This is a genomic window from Chryseobacterium echinoideorum (assembly GCF_007474535.1).
In the GTDB taxonomy this organism is placed as follows: Bacteria; Bacteroidota; Bacteroidia; order Flavobacteriales; family Weeksellaceae; genus Chryseobacterium; species Chryseobacterium echinoideorum.
The window spans coordinates 177,184-196,855 of sequence record NZ_VKNW01000007.1 but is presented as its reverse complement, the minus strand read 5'-3'; the positions used below and the strand labels follow the sequence as shown (position 1 = coordinate 196,855).

At 34.2% G+C, this 19,672-nt stretch carries 22 protein-coding genes; 18 read left to right on the top strand and 4 right to left on the bottom strand.

Going from position 1 to position 19,672, the window contains the following annotated elements; translation table 11 throughout:
* Window positions 1–33: 33 nt before the first annotated feature.
* On the bottom strand, window positions 34–735 hold the full coding sequence (locus FOL89_RS10890) for a T9SS type A sorting domain-containing protein (RefSeq protein WP_185146968.1): 702 nt from the start codon (window positions 733–735) through the stop codon (window positions 34–36).
* 45 nt (window positions 736–780) lie between these two features.
* Window positions 781–1,107, bottom strand: coding sequence for a DMT family transporter (locus FOL89_RS10885; protein ID WP_144282826.1), 327 nt, complete (start codon window positions 1,105–1,107; stop codon window positions 781–783).
* A 123-nt stretch (window positions 1,108–1,230) separates the two neighbouring features.
* On the opposite strand from FOL89_RS10885, the gene era reads away from it, so the two are divergent.
* A complete protein-coding gene (era, locus tag FOL89_RS10880) occupies window positions 1,231–2,106 on the top strand; it encodes a GTPase Era (RefSeq protein WP_144282825.1) in 876 nt (291 codons plus the stop codon).
* Between the two features lie 65 nt (window positions 2,107–2,171).
* Entirely contained in the window at window positions 2,172–2,600 is a 429-nt protein-coding gene (locus FOL89_RS10875) for a DoxX family protein (protein ID WP_144282824.1), read from the top strand.
* A gap of 75 nt (window positions 2,601–2,675) precedes the next feature.
* Here the strand turns inward: FOL89_RS10875 and fsa are convergent, their stop codons facing one another.
* The gene (fsa, locus tag FOL89_RS10870) at window positions 2,676–3,329 is read right to left on the bottom strand and encodes a fructose-6-phosphate aldolase (RefSeq protein WP_144282823.1); all 654 of its coding nucleotides are present in this window, start codon (window positions 3,327–3,329) and stop codon (window positions 2,676–2,678) included.
* A gap of 123 nt (window positions 3,330–3,452) precedes the next feature.
* Here fsa and pepE point away from each other — a divergent pair, with 123 nt between their 5' ends.
* From pepE to FOL89_RS10815, 11 genes are all read left to right on the top strand, one after another.
* Complete coding sequence (gene pepE / locus FOL89_RS10865; RefSeq protein WP_144282822.1) at window positions 3,453–4,145, top strand: dipeptidase PepE; 693 nt, start codon at window positions 3,453–3,455, stop codon at window positions 4,143–4,145.
* A 66-nt stretch (window positions 4,146–4,211) separates the two neighbouring features.
* A complete protein-coding gene (gene dacB, locus FOL89_RS10860; protein ID WP_144282821.1) occupies window positions 4,212–5,585 on the top strand; it encodes a D-alanyl-D-alanine carboxypeptidase/D-alanyl-D-alanine endopeptidase in 1,374 nt (457 codons plus the stop codon).
* Between the two features lie 5 nt (window positions 5,586–5,590).
* The gene (locus FOL89_RS10855) at window positions 5,591–6,745 is read left to right on the top strand and encodes a sensor histidine kinase (protein ID WP_228444899.1); all 1,155 of its coding nucleotides are present in this window, start codon (window positions 5,591–5,593) and stop codon (window positions 6,743–6,745) included.
* Window positions 6,746–6,797: 52 nt separating this feature from the next.
* The gene (locus FOL89_RS10850) at window positions 6,798–7,466 is read left to right on the top strand and encodes an ABC transporter ATP-binding protein (protein WP_144282820.1); all 669 of its coding nucleotides are present in this window, start codon (window positions 6,798–6,800) and stop codon (window positions 7,464–7,466) included.
* 4 nt (window positions 7,467–7,470) lie between these two features.
* On the top strand, window positions 7,471–8,043 hold the full coding sequence (locus FOL89_RS10845; RefSeq protein WP_144282819.1) for a murein L,D-transpeptidase catalytic domain-containing protein: 573 nt from the start codon (window positions 7,471–7,473) through the stop codon (window positions 8,041–8,043).
* Between the two features lie 26 nt (window positions 8,044–8,069).
* On the top strand, window positions 8,070–8,747 hold the full coding sequence (radC, locus tag FOL89_RS10840) for a RadC family protein (protein ID WP_144282818.1): 678 nt from the start codon (window positions 8,070–8,072) through the stop codon (window positions 8,745–8,747).
* On the top strand, window positions 8,744–9,652 hold the full coding sequence (locus FOL89_RS10835; RefSeq protein WP_144282817.1) for a hypothetical protein: 909 nt from the start codon (window positions 8,744–8,746) through the stop codon (window positions 9,650–9,652). Before radC ends, FOL89_RS10835 begins: the two co-directional genes overlap by 4 nt.
* A gap of 70 nt (window positions 9,653–9,722) precedes the next feature.
* Window positions 9,723–10,655: a phytanoyl-CoA dioxygenase family protein gene (locus FOL89_RS10830; protein WP_144282816.1), complete on the top strand. Its 933-nt coding sequence runs from the start codon at window positions 9,723–9,725 to the stop codon at window positions 10,653–10,655.
* Window positions 10,656–10,691: 36 nt separating this feature from the next.
* Window positions 10,692–11,204, top strand: coding sequence for a DUF7935 family protein (locus FOL89_RS10825; RefSeq protein ID WP_144282815.1), 513 nt, complete (start codon window positions 10,692–10,694; stop codon window positions 11,202–11,204).
* 21 nt (window positions 11,205–11,225) lie between these two features.
* Window positions 11,226–11,837, top strand: a complete 612-nt coding sequence (locus FOL89_RS10820) for an inorganic pyrophosphatase (RefSeq protein ID WP_144282814.1) — start codon at window positions 11,226–11,228, stop codon at window positions 11,835–11,837.
* A gap of 171 nt (window positions 11,838–12,008) precedes the next feature.
* Entirely contained in the window at window positions 12,009–14,744 is a 2,736-nt protein-coding gene (locus FOL89_RS10815; protein WP_144282813.1) for a sodium-translocating pyrophosphatase, read from the top strand.
* 51 nt (window positions 14,745–14,795) lie between these two features.
* On the opposite strand, the gene FOL89_RS10810 is transcribed toward FOL89_RS10815, so the two are convergent.
* Entirely contained in the window at window positions 14,796–15,935 is a 1,140-nt protein-coding gene (locus tag FOL89_RS10810) for an aminotransferase class I/II-fold pyridoxal phosphate-dependent enzyme (RefSeq protein ID WP_144282812.1), read from the bottom strand.
* Window positions 15,936–16,070: 135 nt separating this feature from the next.
* Here FOL89_RS10810 and FOL89_RS10805 point away from each other — a divergent pair, with 135 nt between their 5' ends.
* The 5 genes from FOL89_RS10805 to FOL89_RS10785 all read left to right on the top strand — a co-directional run bounded on the left by FOL89_RS10805 (window position 16,071) and on the right by FOL89_RS10785 (window position 19,650).
* Window positions 16,071–17,123, top strand: coding sequence for a M28 family metallopeptidase (locus FOL89_RS10805; protein WP_144282811.1), 1,053 nt, complete (start codon window positions 16,071–16,073; stop codon window positions 17,121–17,123).
* A 17-nt stretch (window positions 17,124–17,140) separates the two neighbouring features.
* On the top strand, window positions 17,141–17,506 hold the full coding sequence (locus FOL89_RS10800; RefSeq protein ID WP_144282810.1) for a VOC family protein: 366 nt from the start codon (window positions 17,141–17,143) through the stop codon (window positions 17,504–17,506).
* A 4-nt stretch (window positions 17,507–17,510) separates the two neighbouring features.
* Window positions 17,511–18,014 carry an endonuclease V gene (locus tag FOL89_RS10795; RefSeq protein ID WP_185146967.1) on the top strand — a complete coding sequence of 168 codons (504 nt, stop codon included), beginning with the start codon at window positions 17,511–17,513 and terminating at the stop codon, window positions 18,012–18,014.
* A gap of 333 nt (window positions 18,015–18,347) precedes the next feature.
* A complete protein-coding gene (locus FOL89_RS10790) occupies window positions 18,348–18,953 on the top strand; it encodes a SatD family protein (protein ID WP_144282808.1) in 606 nt (201 codons plus the stop codon).
* 1 nt (window position 18,954) lies between these two features.
* The gene (locus FOL89_RS10785) at window positions 18,955–19,650 is read left to right on the top strand and encodes a DUF3307 domain-containing protein (protein WP_144282807.1); all 696 of its coding nucleotides are present in this window, start codon (window positions 18,955–18,957) and stop codon (window positions 19,648–19,650) included.
* Window positions 19,651–19,672 lie beyond the last annotated feature (22 nt).

The following is a 19,672-nucleotide window of genomic DNA, read 5'->3' as shown; positions in this document are numbered from 1 at the left end:
AAAAAGAGACCAAATTTTGAGGTCTCTTTTTTATTATTTTTTGATGATAAATTCAGATGTATGATTTTCAATACTTAGAATATATTGTCCTTTTGGGAATTTACTCATATCTATTTTTTGCAGTTGCCCCGAAGTGAGCGTTTCAAATAATATCTTACCTGAAATATCATAAATCTTCAAAGCAAGATTTTTTTCGACAGAATCTATCATAGCAAATTCTGAGACTGGATTTGGAAATATTTTAAACGCTTTTTTTACGGAAGCTTCTTTGGTACTGAGAAAAGAATTGTTGTAAAATACTTGATTACCGTTGGTAGGATTAGTTATGATCAATGTTTTTGCAGTTCCATTATTCAGAATTTCATAATTAAAAACAGTTCCATTGGCAAACAAATAAAAATCACAGTTTTTCTGATCATAAGGTCTTGCATTCTGCCAATTACTTCCCCAATAATCTACTAAAGTGCAACCTCCGTCAGTTTTTGTAAAAGAATTTTGAGTTGGCGAGAAAACTATTTGTACACCTGCGGTATTGAAATATCTTGAGCTAAAAGTATACAAAGATCCGTTTTGCATAAATGATGAAGAAACAATACTTTGACTCATAGCGGGTGAGTTGGTCGTCTGTCCGCTTATCTGGATTTGGGAAATATACCAGCTGTTGCTGAAAAGTTCAGGATTTTGTGCGGAAATCAATCCGCCAATGAGAGTAAGACAGAATAAAATTTTCTTCATGGTATTATTTTTTACCAAAGTTATAAACATTTTTTTAAGAAAGCGTTAATGAGAAACTGCTTTTAATCCGATGACAGAACCAATTAAAGTGCTGATAAAGAATATTCTCCAGAAACTTACAGGATCTTTGAAAAAGAAAATTCCGACCAATGCGGTTCCTACAGCTCCAATACCGGTCCAGACTGCATAAGCGGTACCTATGGGAAGAGTTTGGGTAGCTTTGATTAATAATAACATACTGATTGTTAAGCAAATCAAAAATCCTGCAAACCAACAGAACATTTCGTTTCCCGTGGTTTCTTTTACTTTTCCGAGACATGATGCGAATGCTACTTCAAAAAGTCCTGCAATGATTAGAATGATCCAGTTCATAATTTATCTTTATTTCAAATGCCAAAAATAAACCTTTTAAATATAATGATGAAGGCAGGCAAATTTTGTTTTAGTAACTTTGTAAAACTTTAAACATAGAACATTAAACTTTAAACAAAATAAATGCACAAAGCAGGATTTGTAAACATCGTTGGAAAACCAAATGCGGGAAAATCTACTCTTCTTAATCAGCTGATGGGAGAGAAGCTTGCAATTGTAACACAAAAAGCCCAAACAACACGACATAGAATTTTTGGAATTTATAATGAGGAAGACTTACAGATTGTATTTTCTGATACACCGGGAGTTTTGGATCCCAAATACGGTCTTCAGGAAAAAATGATGGATTTCGTTAAAGATTCTTTGCAGGATGCTGATGTTTTTCTTTTTATTGTAGACGTTACCGATAAGGCTGAACCTTCAGAATTTCTTATTGATAAGCTGAATAAAATTCCGGTTCCGGTGTTACTTTTGCTAAACAAAGTAGATCAAACGAATCAGGAAGGTTTGGAAAAATTGGTAACGGAGTGGCACGAAAGAATTCCGAAAGCTGAAATTCTTCCTATTTCGGCATTAAATGCTTTCAATACAGATATCATTCTTCCAAAGCTAAAATCAATGCTTCCGGAAAGTCCGGCGTACTACGATAAAGATATGTATACTGATAAACCAGAAAGATTTTTTGTAAATGAAGCCATCAGAGAGAAAATTCTTTTAAACTATGATAAAGAAATTCCTTATTCGGTAGAAGTTGTAACTGAAATGTTCAAAGAAAAAGAGGGAATTATTTTTATTGATTCTATTATTTATGTAGAGAGAGATACCCAAAAAGGAATTTTAATCGGGCATAAAGGTGAAGCTATCAAAAAAGTGGGAACCGAAGCGAGAATTGACTTAGAAAAATTCTTTGCCAAAAAAATTCATCTCAACCTTTTCGTCAAAGTAAAAAAAGACTGGAGGAAAAACGATCGTGACCTTAAGAATTTTGGTTACCGGTAAACTAAAAACCTAATATCCATCGTTGTATTAATAGATTTTATTATCTTTAAATTAAATTTTATTCAATGAGCTATTTTAACTCAAAAACCAATCCTTTAATTTTTGATATTGTTATTTTTATGGTCAGATTATTGGTGGGATTTGCGATGATTTCTCACGGATTTCCCAAACTTCAGATGTTGATTGAAGGAGGAGATATACAATTTTTTGATTTTATAGGATTAGGTCCGAAAATAACTTTAGGATTGACAGTCTTTGCTGAATTTGTTTGTTCAATTTTTATCATATTAGGACTTTTCACAAGAGTTGCGGCAGGTTTCCTGGTTTTCACCATGATGATAGCAGCATTTGTAGTACACTCATCAGATCCTTTCGATAAAAGAGAGATGAGTCTTTTGTATCTTTCAATTTATCTGATTATTATTTCATTGGGAGCGGGTAAAGTTTCTGTAGATCACATGATCGAAAAAAGAAGAAGAGCTTCTGAATGGTAATCTAACTTGTTTGATATAAATAAAAATCCCGAAGCATTAAAATATGTTTCGGGATTTTTTATTCTTAAAATAAATTTAAGCTAATTTTTGAGAATCTGCTACAAACTGAGCCAGTCCGCTGTCCGTTAAAGGATGCTTCAGCAAGCTCAAAATTGGAGAAAGTGGTGAAGTGATAACATCTGCACCGATTTTAGCACAATCTATAATATGCATAGAATGACGGATAGAAGCAGCCAAAATTTCAGTTTCATACATATAATTATCAAAAATCAATCTGATTTCCTGAATTAAATTTAAACCGTCTGTCGTAATATCATCTAATCTTCCGAGGAAAGGAGAAACGTAAGTTGCGCCGGCTTTTGCTGCCAAAAGAGCTTGTCCGGGAGAAAAAATCAATGTGCAGTTGGTTTTAATACCTTTATCTGAAAAATATTTTAAAGCTTTAATTCCGTCTTTAATCATTGGGATCTTTACCACAATATTCGGGTGGATTGCCGCCAGTTCATCACCTTCTTTGATCATCTCTTCATACGTTGTAGAAAGCACTTCGGCAGAAATATCTCCGTCTACGATTTCGCAGATCGTTTTGTAATGATTTTTGATTTCTTCAGCCCCCTGAATTCCTTCTTTAGCCATTAATGAAGGATTGGTCGTTACACCATCCAGAATTCCAAGGTCTTTCGCCTCCTTAATCTGCTCTAAATTGGCAGTGTCAATAAAAAATTTCATTCGTTTATAGATTTATTCGCACAAAGATAATCATTCCTTTGTAATTCATGGTTTCATCAAGAAAATGATTAGTTTTAATTATCTTTGTTTTCATCAGAAATAAATTTAATCTTAAATTATATCATGAATATCATATTGGCTTCAACTTCTACAGTTTTTGGCGGAAATTATTTGGAATATTTAAAAGAAGAATTAATAAAGCTTTACGATGGGATAGATGAAATTATTTTCATTCCTTTTGCAAGACCCGGAGGAATTTCTCATGAAGAATATACCCAGAAAGCACAATCTTTTTTTGAAACATTAAATATTAAAGTAAAAGGTCTGCATGAATTTGAAAATAAAGTTGAAGCAATCAATTCTGCAAAAGCATTTTTTACCGGCGGCGGAAATACTTTTTTGCTGGTTAAAACTTTACATGAAGAAAATCTAATGTCTGTTCTAAAACAAAATATAGAAAACGGAAAACCCTATCTTGGTTGCAGTGCCGGAAGCAATATCGGAGGACAAAACATGAAAACAACCAACGATATGCCGATCGTTTATCCATCAAGTTTTGAATGCATGGGGTTGGTTCCTTTCAATATCAATCCTCATTATCTTGATCCGAATCCTGATTTGAAGCATAACGGAGAAACAAGAGAAACCAGAATTAAAGAATTTTTAACGCAAAACGATAGTAAAGTTGTAGGTCTTCGTGAAGGAAACTGGATCAGAAGAATAGGAGATAAAATTACCGTTGAAGGCAGCGAACTGACAAGAATTTTTGAGAAAAATAAAGAACCTTACGAAATTGAGGCGCAAAGCAAATTGTAATTTTGTATGAATATACCCATGATGCTGAGAAAAGTTGAAGCATTTTTAATTTATTAATTTTTTTAAATGAAAAACGTACTCATTATATCTATTCTTTCCACGCAAATTATTTTTGCTCAAAACACCGCGCAGAAATTAGACAATGTTACAAAAAACCTGATGAACTCTTCTTCGGCAATTTCATCAAACATATCGTTTTACGTTGCCGATGAAAGCGGAAATCTGATCTATGAATTCAACGGAAATAAAGGTCTTTCCACAGCTTCAACACAAAAAATTTTTACTGCTGCAGCTGCTTTGGAAATTTTAGGTAATAATTATACTTATACAACCACATCTTCCTATTCAGGAAAAATTTCAGATGGAAATCTGAACGGAAACCTGTACATCACCTCCAATGGTGATCCCACTTTAGGTAGCTGGAGATATAATGGCTATAAACCGGAAAACTTTAAGCAAAAGTTTTTGGAAGCTGTTGGAAAATCAGGAATTACAAAGATTTCAGGTGATTTGATTATAGACGATTCTTATTTTGACCATCAGACCATTCCGGGAGGGTGGCCATGGGATGATCTGGGAAATTATTACGGAGCCGGAGTCTGGGGTGTAAACTGGCGTGAAAACCAGTTTGATATCAATATCAGCGGAACCGATTTTAAAAGTTTTTCGTATCCTCTGGAAGGAATCAAATGGCTGAATGATTTAAAAGCAGCTGGAAATTCTGATCAGAGTTTGATTTTTACTGCCCCTCATTCAGATGTCGCTTTAATCAACGGAAGTTTACCTGCGGGAAAAGTGACTACTGTTTCAGGATCTGTACCCAACCCGCCTTTACAATTGGGTGTTGAGGCGATAAAATGGTTGCGGGAATCAGGAGTTGAATTTTCAGGTAGAGTAATGACAAGCTCACAACTGGAAATTGAAGGAAAAAAGACGCTAGAAGCACCCAAAAATAATATTATTTTAAATTATCAGTCACCAACTTTAGATAAAATTGTCTATTGGTTTTTGAGAAAAAGTGTGAATCTTTATGGTGAAACTTTAATCAAAACTTTAGGGAAAGAAAAAAAATCAAACCCGAGTTTTAAAAGTGGTATTTCCTTTTTAAAAGAATTCTGGAAGTCAAAGGGAATCAATCCCAATATGATTAATTTTGCCGATGGAAGCGGGCTTTCTCCACAGAATTATGTTTCGGCAAAAGCTGAAGTTCAGGCTTTGATTTATGCTAAAAAACAACCTTGGTTTGATACATATTATGAGGGCTTTCCAACTCAGGATAATGGGATGAAAATGAAAAGCGGAACAATGAGAGATACCAAATCTTATGCAGGATATCATACATCAAAAGACGGGAAGAAATATGTATATTCTATCATTATCAATAATTTTCAGGGAAGTGGAAGTGCAGAACTGCAGAAAATTTTAAATGTTTTAAAATAAAAATATTGAAGAAAAGAACCATTTTAGGCAGGTTAAACAACTGGTTTATTTTTGCGATGATGACTCTTGTGGTGATCTCAATTGTTATATCCTCTACTTTGGTCATCAATTATCTGAAAAGAGAAGAGATTAAAAGAGTTGATATTTTGGTTAATGCCATCAAATTCCAGCAGGATGCAGTCACACCCAGTCTGGAAGTTCAGGAGTTATTGCTGAATATTTACAGCTCAAATACCACCATTCCTGTTATTATTTTAGATAGAAATGATCAGGTTATTGAATTTAAAAATTTACCAAAAGAGTTGGGCTCTGAAACCAAAGATGTGGTTGCTCTTGCCAAAAGTATGGAAAAAAAATATCCTGCTATTGAGATAAAGGTGACAGGCGGAAACGATCAGTTTGTATATTACGACAACTCCAAAGCGCTTAATTATCTTCAGTATTCACCTTATTTGCTGGGATTATTTGTTTTGAGTTATTTTCTTTTTTCATTTTGGTTTTTAAGAACGGTTAAGAAAACTGATGAAAGCTATTTGTGGGCGGGACTTGCAAAAGAAACGGCACACCAGATCGGAACTCCGCTATCATCAATGATCGGCTGGATGGAAATTATGAAACTGGAAAATCCCGATTCGGACGGTATTATAGAAATAGAAAAGGATATTGAACGACTAAGGACTATTTCAGAAAGATTTTCAAAAATAGGTTCGGTTCCTGAGCTGAATGATATGAATTTTAATGAAACTATTCAGGAAAATTTTGATTATTTGAGAACAAGAATTTCAAAAAAAATCAATTTTTCGTTGCAGATTCCTACGTATAATATTTTGGTTCCCCACAATAAAATTCTGATGAGCTGGGTGATTGAAAATTTGGTAAAAAATGCTGTAGATGCTATGAAGGGAGAAGGTATTTTGCAGATGTCGGTGTTTGAACGAAACAAAAATATTCTGGTAGAAGTAAAAGACAACGGAAGCGGAATGACGAAGTATCAGGCAAATAATGCTTTTAAACCTGGATATTCTACTAAAAAGCGAGGTTGGGGATTAGGTCTTAGCTTAGCTAAAAGAGTGGTGCGGGAATATCACAACGGCGACATCAGAATTTCTCAGACTGAAGTAGGAAAAGGAAGTACTTTCAGGATTTTGATCAAGAAATAAATTTAGAATAAAAGCGAAAGGCAAAAAGCAAAAATTTCACTATTTTTGAAACATGATTAAAGCAAAAAACATCCATAAATCGTATGGAGATCTGGAGGTATTAAAAGGAGTTGATATTCACATAAAAACCGGGGAGGTTGTTTCTATTGTAGGAGAGTCAGGTGCTGGAAAATCTACACTGCTTCAGATTTTAGGAACATTAGACAGCCCGTCAAATCCTAAAAATTACGATACAGAAATCACCCTGAACGGAGAATCGTTTATCAATATGAATGATAAGCAAATCTCAAAATTCAGAAATCAGAATATTGGTTTTGTTTTTCAGTTCCATCAATTGCTGCCTGAATTTACTGCTTTAGAAAATGTGTTGCTGCCTACTAAAATTGCAGGAAGCAGCGAAAAAGAAGCCTTAGAAAAAGCACATCAGCTTTTTGAAGATCTTAAAATAGCACAAAGACTGCATCATAAACCCAATCAGCTTTCAGGAGGAGAGGCGCAGAGAGTAGCAGTAGCAAGAGCGTTGATCAATTCTCCGAAAATTATCTATGCAGATGAGCCAACCGGAAATCTGGACTCAAAAAATGCTGATGATCTTCACCGTCTTTTCTTTGATCTGAGAGATAAATACAACCAAACTTTTGTCATTGTAACCCACAATCCGCAACTTGCGGAAATTACCGATCGGAAGCTGGTGATGAAAGATGGAATGATTATAGAATAATTCTGTGAGATTTTTAGTTTATATATTTATATTTTTTTTATCCTGTAATGCTGGAAAAGCTCAGGAAAAAAAGGATGTTTTACCAAAAGAAAAAATTACCGAACTGAAAAGTTTTCTGAAAAATAAAAATTATAATCAGGATCTCGCAATTTTCATCAATTTTAAAATCCATTCAGGTAAATACAGATACATTGTTTATGATCTGAAAAATGATAAAGTTTTACAAAAAGCAATCGTTTCTCATGGATCAGGTTCTGTGATTCCCAATTCAGATAAACTGCGTTTTTCCAATACAGAAAACTCTTACCAATCCTCTTTAGGGAAATACGAAGTTCAGGAAAGCTATGAAGGAAAGTTTGGAAAATCATACCGAATGAAAGGTTTGGATTCCAGCAACAGCAATGCGAGGCAGAGAGCCATTGTTTTGCATTCTTATAGCTGCATTCCTGATCAGGAATCTTCTCGGTCTGCTTGTTTGAGTTTAGGATGTCCGATGCTTTCAAAAAAAGCCTTTCAAGAAACCGCAAAATTTCTGGATTCATCAAAAAAGCCTGTAATATTATATGCTTTTTACTAAATTTGTGTTGATAAAAACACAAAAAAATGTCTATAAAATTTTTGGCTGAAGATGACCGACCAAGAGAAAAGTTTCTGCTGAAAGGTAGAAATGCGCTTTCGGATTCTGAACTTTTAGCGATTATTATGGGAAGCGGAAGCCGTGATGAGACTGCTGTTGAATTGGCAAGAAAAATTTTAGGTTCTGTAAACAATAATTGGCATCAGCTCAGTTTGCTTACGATTAAAGATTTAATGAAATTTAAAGGCGTAGGAGAAGTGAAGGCAATTACAATTGCATCATCTTTGGAAATCGGAAGAAGAAGGGCCGCCCAGGAAATTCCCGAAAAACCTCAGATCTCCGGAAGTTTAGATGCTTATAATGTCCTGAAACTTCACTTATCCGATTTAAGAACAGAAGAATTTTGGGCTGTTTTTCTGAATCAGAGCAATAAAGTCATACATATTGCACAGCTTACACAGGGCGGAATCAGTCAATCGATTGTAGATGTAAGAGTTTTATTTAAAACAGCTTTAGAACATTTTTCGACGGGAATTATTGTGGCACACAATCATCCTTCAGGAAACAAAAAACCAAGTACCGAAGATATTAATATTACCAAAAAAATAAAAGATGCCGGAAACCTGATGAATATTCAGCTTCTGGATCATTTGATTATTACTCAAAACGCTTATCTTAGCTTTGCCGATGAAGGTTTATTATGATTAAAAGATTACAGTATCACGAAATTGATTTTGATAAATATTCAAATTGTCTTGAAAATTCCGTTCAGCGGAAATATTCTGCAACAAGATTATTTTTAGATATTACTTCTGATAAGAAATGGGAGCTTTTGGTTTATAAAGATTATGAAGCTGTAATGCCGGTTCCGTATGTCATTAAATTGGGTAAAAAAATCGTTCATAACCCGATGCTTTGTCAGCAGCTCGGTATTTTTTCCAAAGCAGATGATGTTGATATGAATGAAGCTTTTCTACGCTTTCTGGAACAGAATTATCTGATCAGGATTTATACTTTTAATGAATACAATCAATTTAAAACTCATCTAAAAACGAAAAAGAATTTTCTTATTACTCCAGAAGATTATCAGAAAGTATATTCCGGATATTCACCCAAAAGAAAAAGAAAGCTAAGGCTTGATGAGGAAGTGATCAGTCATTCTGAAATCAAAAAAATAAGTTTCAGTGAATCTGAAAGTTTTATCAGACAAAACTTTTTGGGAGCAAGCAAAGAAGAGGATATTGATTCTTTTTTGAGTATTTTTAAAAAGATGGCGGATGAAAATTGTATTGAAATTACTGCATTCTGTTTTCACGGAAAAATAATCAATACCATTATTACCTACATTGATGATGATACAGCTGCGCTTTTAGGAACTTTCAATGACAAAGAATATGTGAAAATTTCAGGAGCTTCCGTATTGATTGATCATGCTATAAAAGAGAATATCGGCAATAGAATTTTCGATTTTGAAGGAGGCGAAATTCCCAATGTGGAAGAGTTTTTTCGGGGCTTTCGTCCGGAATTGCGTCCGTATCGTTTATTAGAATATTCAAAGAAACAGCTCATCAGAAAAATGCTTAAATTGAAATTTATCATAAAATCGTAATTTAATGGAGTCTTAAACTTCTTTGTAAATATTATTTCCTACATTTATATCTGTTTTTGAATCATAGAAAATGCTTAATAAAATTCGTCAGTATAAGCTTCCTTACATCATCTATAATTTTTTCAACAAAAAAAAATTGGAGCATAATATTCCGCTTTATAAAAAATACGGAATTGATAAAAGCTATTTTTCCAGCATTTCAAGCAAAGATTTTGCACATCTTCCTCATCATGAAAGGCAGTTTGATGCTCAAAAGCTTTATAATACTGAATTTTATAAAAATCTATCTGAAGAAAACAAACTGAGCGCACAGGGTTTTGATGAAAACGGATTTCTCGTACTTCGGAATTATCTTTCATCGGAAACTGTAGATCAGATCAACAGCGAGATAGACAGGCTTCTGAAAGACGGAATTATCAAGTTCCGATATGCCGGAAAGCTGATGTTTGTCATTCATCATTCTGAAATCTTAAAAAATATCGGAAATGATAAAAAACTACTCGAATTTTTATCTGTCTTAATGGATGGAGATGCTAAACTTTTTCAAAGTATCAATTTTATCAACGGAAGCCAGCAGAAAACTCATTCAGACAGCATTCACATGACAACTTATCCTTTAGGCGGATTATTAGGGGTTTGGATTGCTCTTGAAGATGTGGATGAAAGCAATGGTGCATTACATTACATTCCTAAAAGTCATAAGCTTCCCTACTTTTTAAATTCTGATTATGATAATGAAGGAACATCGCTGAAAATTGGAAAAAAAAGCTACAAAGCCTACGAAGAATTTCTTGAAGAAAAAGTAAAAGAACTGGGACTGAAAAAAGAGATTTTCAGAGCAAAAAAGGGAGATCTTTTGATATGGCATGCCAATATTTTACACGGTGGAGAGCCCCATTTAGATAAAAACAGAACGCGGAAAAGCCTTGTTTACCATTATTTTGATGCAAAAAGTGTCTGTTATCATGAGGTTACCCAAAGACCTGCACTATTTGAGCTGTAAATTCATAAAATATTATTAATTTTGCATCCTTAAATTATGTCAGACTTTTCAGAGTATTTTCCGTATGCTGCGGCATTAGTTATTGCAATTCCTTTTTTGGTTTTGCTCAGGCAGTTTGTTTATACCTACATTAATTTAAAAAATCAGGAATTAAAGTTACTTTCTGTAAAATCGAACTCCGAAAACAAGACTCATTCTTATGAAAGGATGACCCTCTTTTTAGAAAGAATAAAACCTTCCAATCTTATTCAGAAATTTGACAAAGATCTGGCGATACATGAGTTTATTTTTCTTACCGAAAAAACCATCATCGAAGAATTTGAATATAATGCGTCGCAGCAGTTGTATATTACCAAAAACTCATGGCAGAATATTGTTGATTCTAAAAATGCCATTATTGATCTGCTGCACAAAACGTACGAAAGTCTAAACAATAATCCTGATCTTAATGAGTTTAAAACTGTTTTCATTATGAATTATATGAATGAAAACGATTTTATCGGAGCAACGATTGAAGATTTAAGACGAGAAATTTTAATAATTGCCTAATTAAAAAAATAAATATAAATAATGATTCCAAATTTTAAAGCGCATCCATGGCACGGAATTTCTGCAGGGGAAGATTCGCCAAATATTGTTAATGTTTTTGTAGAAATAGTTCCTTCAGATACTATCAAATATGAAATTGATAAAGAAACGGGTTATCTAAAAGTAGACAGACCTCAGAAATTTTCAAACATTATTCCTGCATTATATGGTTTTGTTCCAAGAACATACTGTCACAATGAAGTAATGAAACTTGCTGTTGAAAGCGGTGCAAGTGATGTAACAATGGGTGATCATGATCCGTTGGATATCTGTGTTCTAAGCTCTCATAATATCCACGCTGGCGGTCTTTTGATGGAGGCTATTCCAATCGGAGGATTCAAAATGATTGACGGAGGTGAAGCTGATGATAAAATTGTAGCGGTAATGATCAACGATCATGCATTTGGTCATTTCAGAGATATTTCTGAACTTCCGGCAGCTGAAGTTAACCGTTTGATGCACTATTTCCTTACTTACAAAAACTTGCCGGATGAGCCTGCAAAATGCAGAATTCAGGAAGTTTATGGAGCAGATCACGCAAAAAAAGTAATCGAAGCATCCAAAAGAGACTATTCTGAAAAATTCGGAGGTTAATTTTTAGAAATTTTCAAAATTTTCAATATGGCAGATGAGCAAATCATCTGCTTTTTTTATATAATGAATTGAAAATTTTAGTGTTATTATTAATAAGTCATAATGTTTTAGAATGTTTTATGGAAATAATTTATTATATTTAAAAATCTATTACCAAAAAAATATTAAACTATGAGCTTATTTATGTTAGTGCCAATTTTTGGCGTTATTGCATTACTTTACACTTTTATTCAAAGCAACTGGGTAAGCCGGCAAAATGCAGGAAACGAAAAAATGAAGCAGATCAGCGGATATATTGCTGATGGTGCAATGGCTTTTTTGAAAGCTGAGTACAGAATTCTTACTTATTTTGTCATCATTGTTGCGATTCTTTTAGCATTCATGGGAATGAGCAATGCCAATTCACACTGGAGTATCGGTGTTTCCTTTGTAATTGGGGCTGTACTTTCTGCTTTGGCTGGATTTATCGGAATGAAGATCGCTACTAAAGCAAACGTGCGAACTGCAGAAGCTGCAAAAACTTCTCTATCTAAAGCTTTGAAGGTTTCCTTCACTGGAGGTTCTGTAATGGGAATGGGAGTTGCCGGATTGGCAGTTCTGGGTTTAGGAGCATTATATCTGATTATAAAGCAGATTTTTGCGCCCAATTCACCTGTAGATTCTCATGAGATGGAAAGAACTATTGAAATTCTTACGGGGTTTTCTTTAGGTGCAGAATCTATTGCGTTATTTGCAAGAGTCGGAGGCGGGATTTATACAAAAGCAGCCGATGTTGGAGCCGATTTGGTAGGTAAAGTTGAAGCAGGAATACCTGAAGATGATCCGCGAAATCCTGCAACAATTGCAGATAATGTAGGAGATAATGTAGGTGATGTTGCCGGAATGGGAGCTGATTTGTTTGGTTCTTATGTAGCTACAGTTTTGGCAACAATGGTTTTAGGACGAGAAACGGTTTCGGTAGATGCATTTGGAGGATTTGCTCCAATATTATTACCGATGCTTATTGCCGGAACGGGAATTTTGTTTTCTATTATCGGAACTTTTTTTGTTAAAATTAATGACAACGAGGGTGCATCTACTTCAAATGTTCAAAATGCTCTGAATCTAGGAAACTGGAGCAGTATTGTGATTACAGCAATTGCATCTTATTTTCTGGTTACTTATTTGCTGCCAGAGAAAATGATTTTAAGAGGGTTTGAATTTACCAAAAACGGAGTGTTCGGAGCTATCATTGTTGGTCTGGTTGTAGGAACTTTAATGAGTATCATTACGGAATATTATACTGCAATGGGAAAAAGACCTGTTTCAAGTATTGTGAGACAGTCTTCTACCGGTCATGCAACCAATATTATCGGTGGACTTTCTGTGGGAATGGAATCTACACTTTTACCGATCATTGTTTTAGCAGGCGGAATTTATGGTTCATATTTATGTGCCGGACTTTATGGGGTTGCTATTGCCGCGGCAGGAATGATGGCTACAACAGCAATGCAGCTTGCTATAGATGCTTTCGGGCCTATCGCAGATAATGCAGGGGGAATTGCCGAGATGAGCGAATTGCCAAAAGAAGTTCGGGAAAATACAGATATTCTGGATGCTGTAGGAAATACAACTGCAGCCTCGGGAAAAGGTTTTGCTATTGCTTCGGCAGCGTTAACAGCTTTGGCTTTGTTTGCAGCGTTTGTCGGTATTGCAGGAATTGATGGTATTGATATTTATAAAGCAGATGTTTTGGCGGGGCTTTTTGTAGGTGGAATGATTCCGTTTATTTTTTCTTCGCTGGCAATTACAGCAGTTGGGCAGGCTGCGATGGCAATGGTGGAAGAGGTACGAAGACAGTTCAGAGAAATTCCGGGTATTTTAGAAGGGAAGGGAGAACCCGAATATCAAAAGTGTGTTGCTATTTCTACCGATGCTTCCATCAAAAAAATGATGCTTCCGGGAGCTATCGCTATTGCATCTCCACTATTGATAGGATTTATTTTCGGACCTGAAGTTTTAGGAGGATTTTTGGCCGGTGCAACAGTATCAGGAGTTTTAATGGGAATCTTTCAGAATAATGCTGGAGGAGCTTGGGATAACGCAAAAAAATCTTTTGAAAAAGGAGTTGATATCAACGGACAGACTTACTACAAAGGTTCTGAACCTCACAAAGCTTCTGTAACTGGTGATACGGTGGGTGATCCGTTTAAAGATACTTCTGGACCTTCTATGAATATTTTAATTAAACTAATGTCGATTGTCTCACTTGTGATTGCGCCTACTTTAGCGGTTTTACACAAGGATAAAATTGATGCCGACCGAAAAGCAAAAATAGAAAGCCTTACTGGAGCTAATACCAATTCTATCATAAATACTGAAAATGTAAATTATCAACCAATGTCTTCTCCTGAAATTATCAAAGGAAAGCTAAATGAATTTGGTGATTTTGTTTATGAAACAGGACAGATTAAAGAAGTAAAACTCAGCAATGGAAATACAATTTCTCTAGGTGAAAACAGCCAGCTTTTCTATCTGAATAGTGAATTGGCTAAAAAGAATAAAGAATTATTAAATCCTGAAAAATGGTTTACGATAGAAAATTTATATTTTGAAAGCGGATCAAGTGACTTAAAAACAGGTTCGGAAAACCAGCTTAAAAATCTGGCAGAAATCATGAATGCTTATCCTGAACTAAGAGTTAAACTCGGAGGATATACGGATAATTCAGGAAGTGAGGATACCAATTTGAAACTTTCTAATCTTAGAGCCCAAACTGCGAAACTTAAACTATTAGAAATGGGAATTTCAGGAGATAGAATAGAAGCAGAAGGGTATGGTTCACAATTCCCTGTCTGCACAATGGATGAGAGTAATGAATGCCAAGCTAAAAACAGACGTATAGATGTACGGGTTCTAGCTTACTAAATAAAAATAAATTGATTATAAAGCACTGCATATCCGCAGTGCTTTTATTTTTTATAGGTTTTTCTTGAGATGCTCTAATGCCTGAATGATAAGTTCGTCTTTTTTGGCAAAACTGAATCTTATATAATCTGAATTTTGTCTGGAAGTATAAAACGCAGATAAAGGCAGGCAGGAGACTTTTTTTTCTACTGTAAGCCATTTCGAAAATTCTACATCAGTCATTGTCTTATTCACATTTCTGAAATTTACAATCTGAAAGAATCCCCCTTCTGCCTTAGATTCAACTTGAAGTGGAGTTTCCTGAATCAGATCTGTGAAAATATTTCTTTTATGCTGCATCATTTTTTGGTTTTCTTCAGGCTCAAAAACCTTTAAATATTGTGCAATAGCATATTGACAAGGCGCATTGCTGCTGTAAGAAATATATTGCTGCAAACTTCTGAAATTCTTAAGCAGATCTTTATCCGATAAAAGGTAACTTACCTTCCAACCGGTTGAATGAAACATTTTTCCAAATGAAAAGATGCAAAATGTTCTTTTTTTTAGTTCGGGGTGAAGGAACGAGCTGTAATGATCCACGGAATCATAACAGTAAAGATCATAAATTTCTTCTGAAATTAAATAAATTTCTCGGTTTTTTATCAATTCGTAAAGCTGATCCCAGTCTGCTTTTTTCCATATTTTACCTGTTGGATTCTGAGGAGAATTTACAATAATTGCTTTTGTTTTATCTGAAAAACATTTTTGTAGTTTTTCCCAGTCTATGCTAAAATCTCTTTCCATATTATAGTACACCGGAATTCCGCCATTAATGACTATTGAAGGTGCATAAGTGTAATAAGATGGCTGAATAACAATAACTTCGTCCCCAAAATCTAAAATTGACTTTAAAGAAGTGAATAATGCAAATGTAGAACAGGGTACAATATTGACTTCATTTTGGTTTAAAATTAAACTATGCTTTCTTTTGGCATGAAGGCGAATAATTCCTTCAATGAGCATTTCATTTCCAGCAAGCGATTCGTAACTGTGTGAGCAATAATCTGCTGCTTCCTTAAGGTAATTGCGTAAACGAATATCTACTTCAAAATCAGGTAAACCTAATGACAAATCATAGCTTTGATGTCTTAAAGCAAGTTCAGACATCTCAGTGAAAAATGTAAAATCATTAAATCCGTAATTATTTATCATAGGCTTTACCAAATATATAAAAAAATAGTTTCGGTAATGCAGGTAAAATATTTTTAGTATTTTTAGACTCATAACTTTTAGAGCAACCGGATCAATTTTATTGAATACAGTCATCTATTTAAACAAATATTTAATATGAGAAAAATATTAATACCACTTTTATCTTTGGTAATTTTAAGCAGTTGTGGATCTGCAAACATTTCAGACGATTCGAAAAAATCTGGATCTGGAACTTCAAGTAATTATGAAAATAATAAATCTTTTAACTCTGCTTATCAGGAGATTAAAATAGAAGACCTAAAGAATAACTTAAACGTAATTGCTTCTGATGAAATGGAGGGAAGAGACACAGGAAGTCCGGGACAGAAAAAAGCAGGTGAGTACATTATTAATTTTTATAAAGGTTTAGGAATTTCTTATCCAAAACAGCTGGGTTCTTATTATCAGAAAGTTCCAGCCTCATATATGAAACAAAGAGGGGGTTGGAATTTACCCGATTCCGAAAATATTCTCGCCTTTATTGAAGGAAGCACAAAGCCTGAAGAAATTATTGTTATTTCTGCTCATTATGACCATGTAGGAACCAAAAATGGTATTGTTTACAATGGAGCCGATGATGACGGAAGCGGAACTGTTGCTGTGATGCAGATTGCAAAAGCTTTTCAGGCTGCTAAAAAGGTAGGAAATGGTCCGAAAAGATCAATTCTTTTCCTTCATGTTACGGGAGAAGAGCATGGGCTTTTTGGTTCTGAATATTATGCGGATAATCCTGTTTTTCCATTGGCTAATACTGTTGTAGATCTCAATATTGATATGATTGGTCGTGATGATCCCGAAAATAGAGGGAAGAATTATGTTTATGTAATTGGTTCGGAAATGCTAAGCTCGGAGCTGAAAGTAATTAACGAGCAAGCCAATAAAGCGACCAATAATCTTGAGTTGAACTATAAATACGATGATCCTAAAGATCCGGATAGATTGTATTACAGATCTGATCATTATAATTTTGCTAAAAATAATATTCCTGTTGCATTTTTCTTTGATGGAATTCATGAAGATTATCACAAGCCTACAGATGATGTAGAAAAAATAGATTTTTCTCTTTTGCAGAAGAGAACTCAGCTTATTTTTGCAACTGCATGGGAACTGGCAAACCGCAAAGACAGAATTGTTGTAGATAGAAAATAGTTTTCTGAAATTGACCTATGAAACAGAATATCAAATCAATACGCCCATTTATCGGGACTAAAAACTTTGCTGTCAGCAGAGAGTTTTACAAAAATTTAGGTTTTGAAGAAAATATTCTTCAGCCTAAACTTTCAGTTTTCAAAAAGGGGAGCCTTGCTTTCTATCTGCAGGATTATTATGCAAAAGAGTGGATTGATAATACAATGATCTTTGTAGAAGTAGAAAATACTGATGAGTTTTGGGAAGAATTATCTTCATTGAATTTGCAGGAGAAATACCCTACAGTTAAATTGGTTCAGATAAAGGTAATGGATTGGGGTAAAGAATGTTTCCTGCATGATCCCTCAGGTATTCTATGGCATTTCGGAGAATTTTTCAATTGATGATATGATTTACGCTTTCGATACTTATTATTACGAAAATTTTGCTAAAACAGTCTGTATCGCTTTTGAAAACTGGAATTCTGAAGAAGAAGCTGCCGTTTATACAGAAAATATAGCTATTACCGCTGATTATGAAAGTGGTGCCTTCTACAAGAGAGAGTTGCCGTGTATTCTTCATTTATTGAAGAAAATTAATTTGAATAAAGGTGATATTATACTTGTTGATGGGTATGTAAGTTTAAATTCAGATGGAAAATTGGGTTTAGGCGGTTATTTGTTTAAAGAGCTGGACGAAAAATATCCCGTTGTCGGAATTGCGAAAAATAAATTTTCCCAAGATGACTTCAATAGAATAGAAGTTTATAGAGGTGAAAGTAAAACTCCGCTATATCTTACCGTTGCAGGAACTGATATTTTAGAAATTAAACTAAAAATTGAGGAAATGCAGGGTGAATTCAGAATCCCGGCACTTTTAAAAAAATTAGATCAGTTAACCAGAATCACTTAATAAAAGAATCCGCTCTTTAGAAGCGGATCCAGTAGATAAATACATCTCATTTTTTAAATTAGACAGCAACAAAAAGCACAGCCGACGATGCTGTGCTTAAATTTTTATTTTAAATTTAATTGCAATTTCGGAACCGAAAAAAGCAAAATTTAGATACATTTGATTTGTTTTATATAGTAAATGTAGAGATAAATATTGAGAAAGTATATAAACTGAATGTTAAAATTTACATTTTACAAATAAAAAATATAAGCAAATAGCATCATAAAATATTATTATTAGCTTTTAAACTTATATTTTTTATTTATAAGTAATTATGATTATATTTGCAGAATGATTGCCGTCATCACCGGAGATATTATCAACTCGCAACAGTCTGCGACAGAAGTATGGATTACCAGACTTAAAAACCTTCTCGAAAGCTGGGGAAGCACACCACAGACATGGGAAATTTACAGAGGTGATGAGTTTCAGCTAAAATGCAGTATAGATGACGTTTTCTGGTATTTCTTAGCCATAAAATCATTAATCAAAAGCCAGGAAAATTTAGATGTGAGAATTGCCATTGGCATCGGACACGAAAATTTTTCTTCTGAAAAAATTACAGAATCCAACGGATCTGCATACGTAAATTCCGGAAGATTATTAAATGACCTGAAAAGTGACGGGCATACTGTTTCTATAAAAACTTCTAATGAGGGTGTTGACCGTGACCTGAATATTTTACTAAAATGGGCATCAAAAGATTTTGATAACTGGACAATGGCTACTTCAGAAATTGTTCACGAATTGATTATGAATCCCAACAGCACGCAGGAAGATTTAGCTAAAAAGTTCAATATCTCTCAGTCTTCTGTAAGTCAAAGGCTGAAGCGTGCCAATTACGAACTCATCATAGAAACCAATCAATATTTTAAAAAGAAAATTTCAGAACTGTAAGATGATTTTTGTTCAGCTCATATTGGCACATTTACTTGGAGACTTTATTCTTCAGCCAAATTCATGGGTTGCAGAGAAAGAAAATAAAAAACTGAAAAGTAAGTATTTATACCTACATATTCTGATTCACACCATATTAAGCTTTATTTTCCTTTGGAACAGTAAACTTTGGTGGATTGCCATTTTGGTAGGAATTACCCATCTCATTATTGACTTGTGCAAATTAAGTTTTCAGAATATTCAAACCAAAAAGATATGGTTTTTTGTTGATCAGTTTTTGCATATTGCGGTGATTGCAGGGATTTCCTTTTATTTTAAAGAATTTGATTTCGGTTTTATTAAAAATCAGGAATTTTTAAAAATAGTCATGGCAGTGTTATTTTTAACGGTACCGGCTTCTATTTTTATCAAAACATTATTGTCATCCTGGACTCCGGTAACGGAAACTGAAGACAATGTAGAAACCGACTCTTTGTCAGATGCAGGTAAATATATAGGAATTTTAGAACGGTTACTGATTTTTACCTTTATTGTTGTTAATCATTGGGAAGGAGTAGGTTTTATGATCGCTGCAAAATCTGTATTCAGATTCAGTGATCTGGCTCAGGCAAAACAGAGAAAACTGACCGAATATGTTCTCATCGGAACTCTTTTAAGTTTCGGAATAGCAGTTTTAACAGGAATTTTAATTAAATAAATATATCAATCTAATAAAAAGT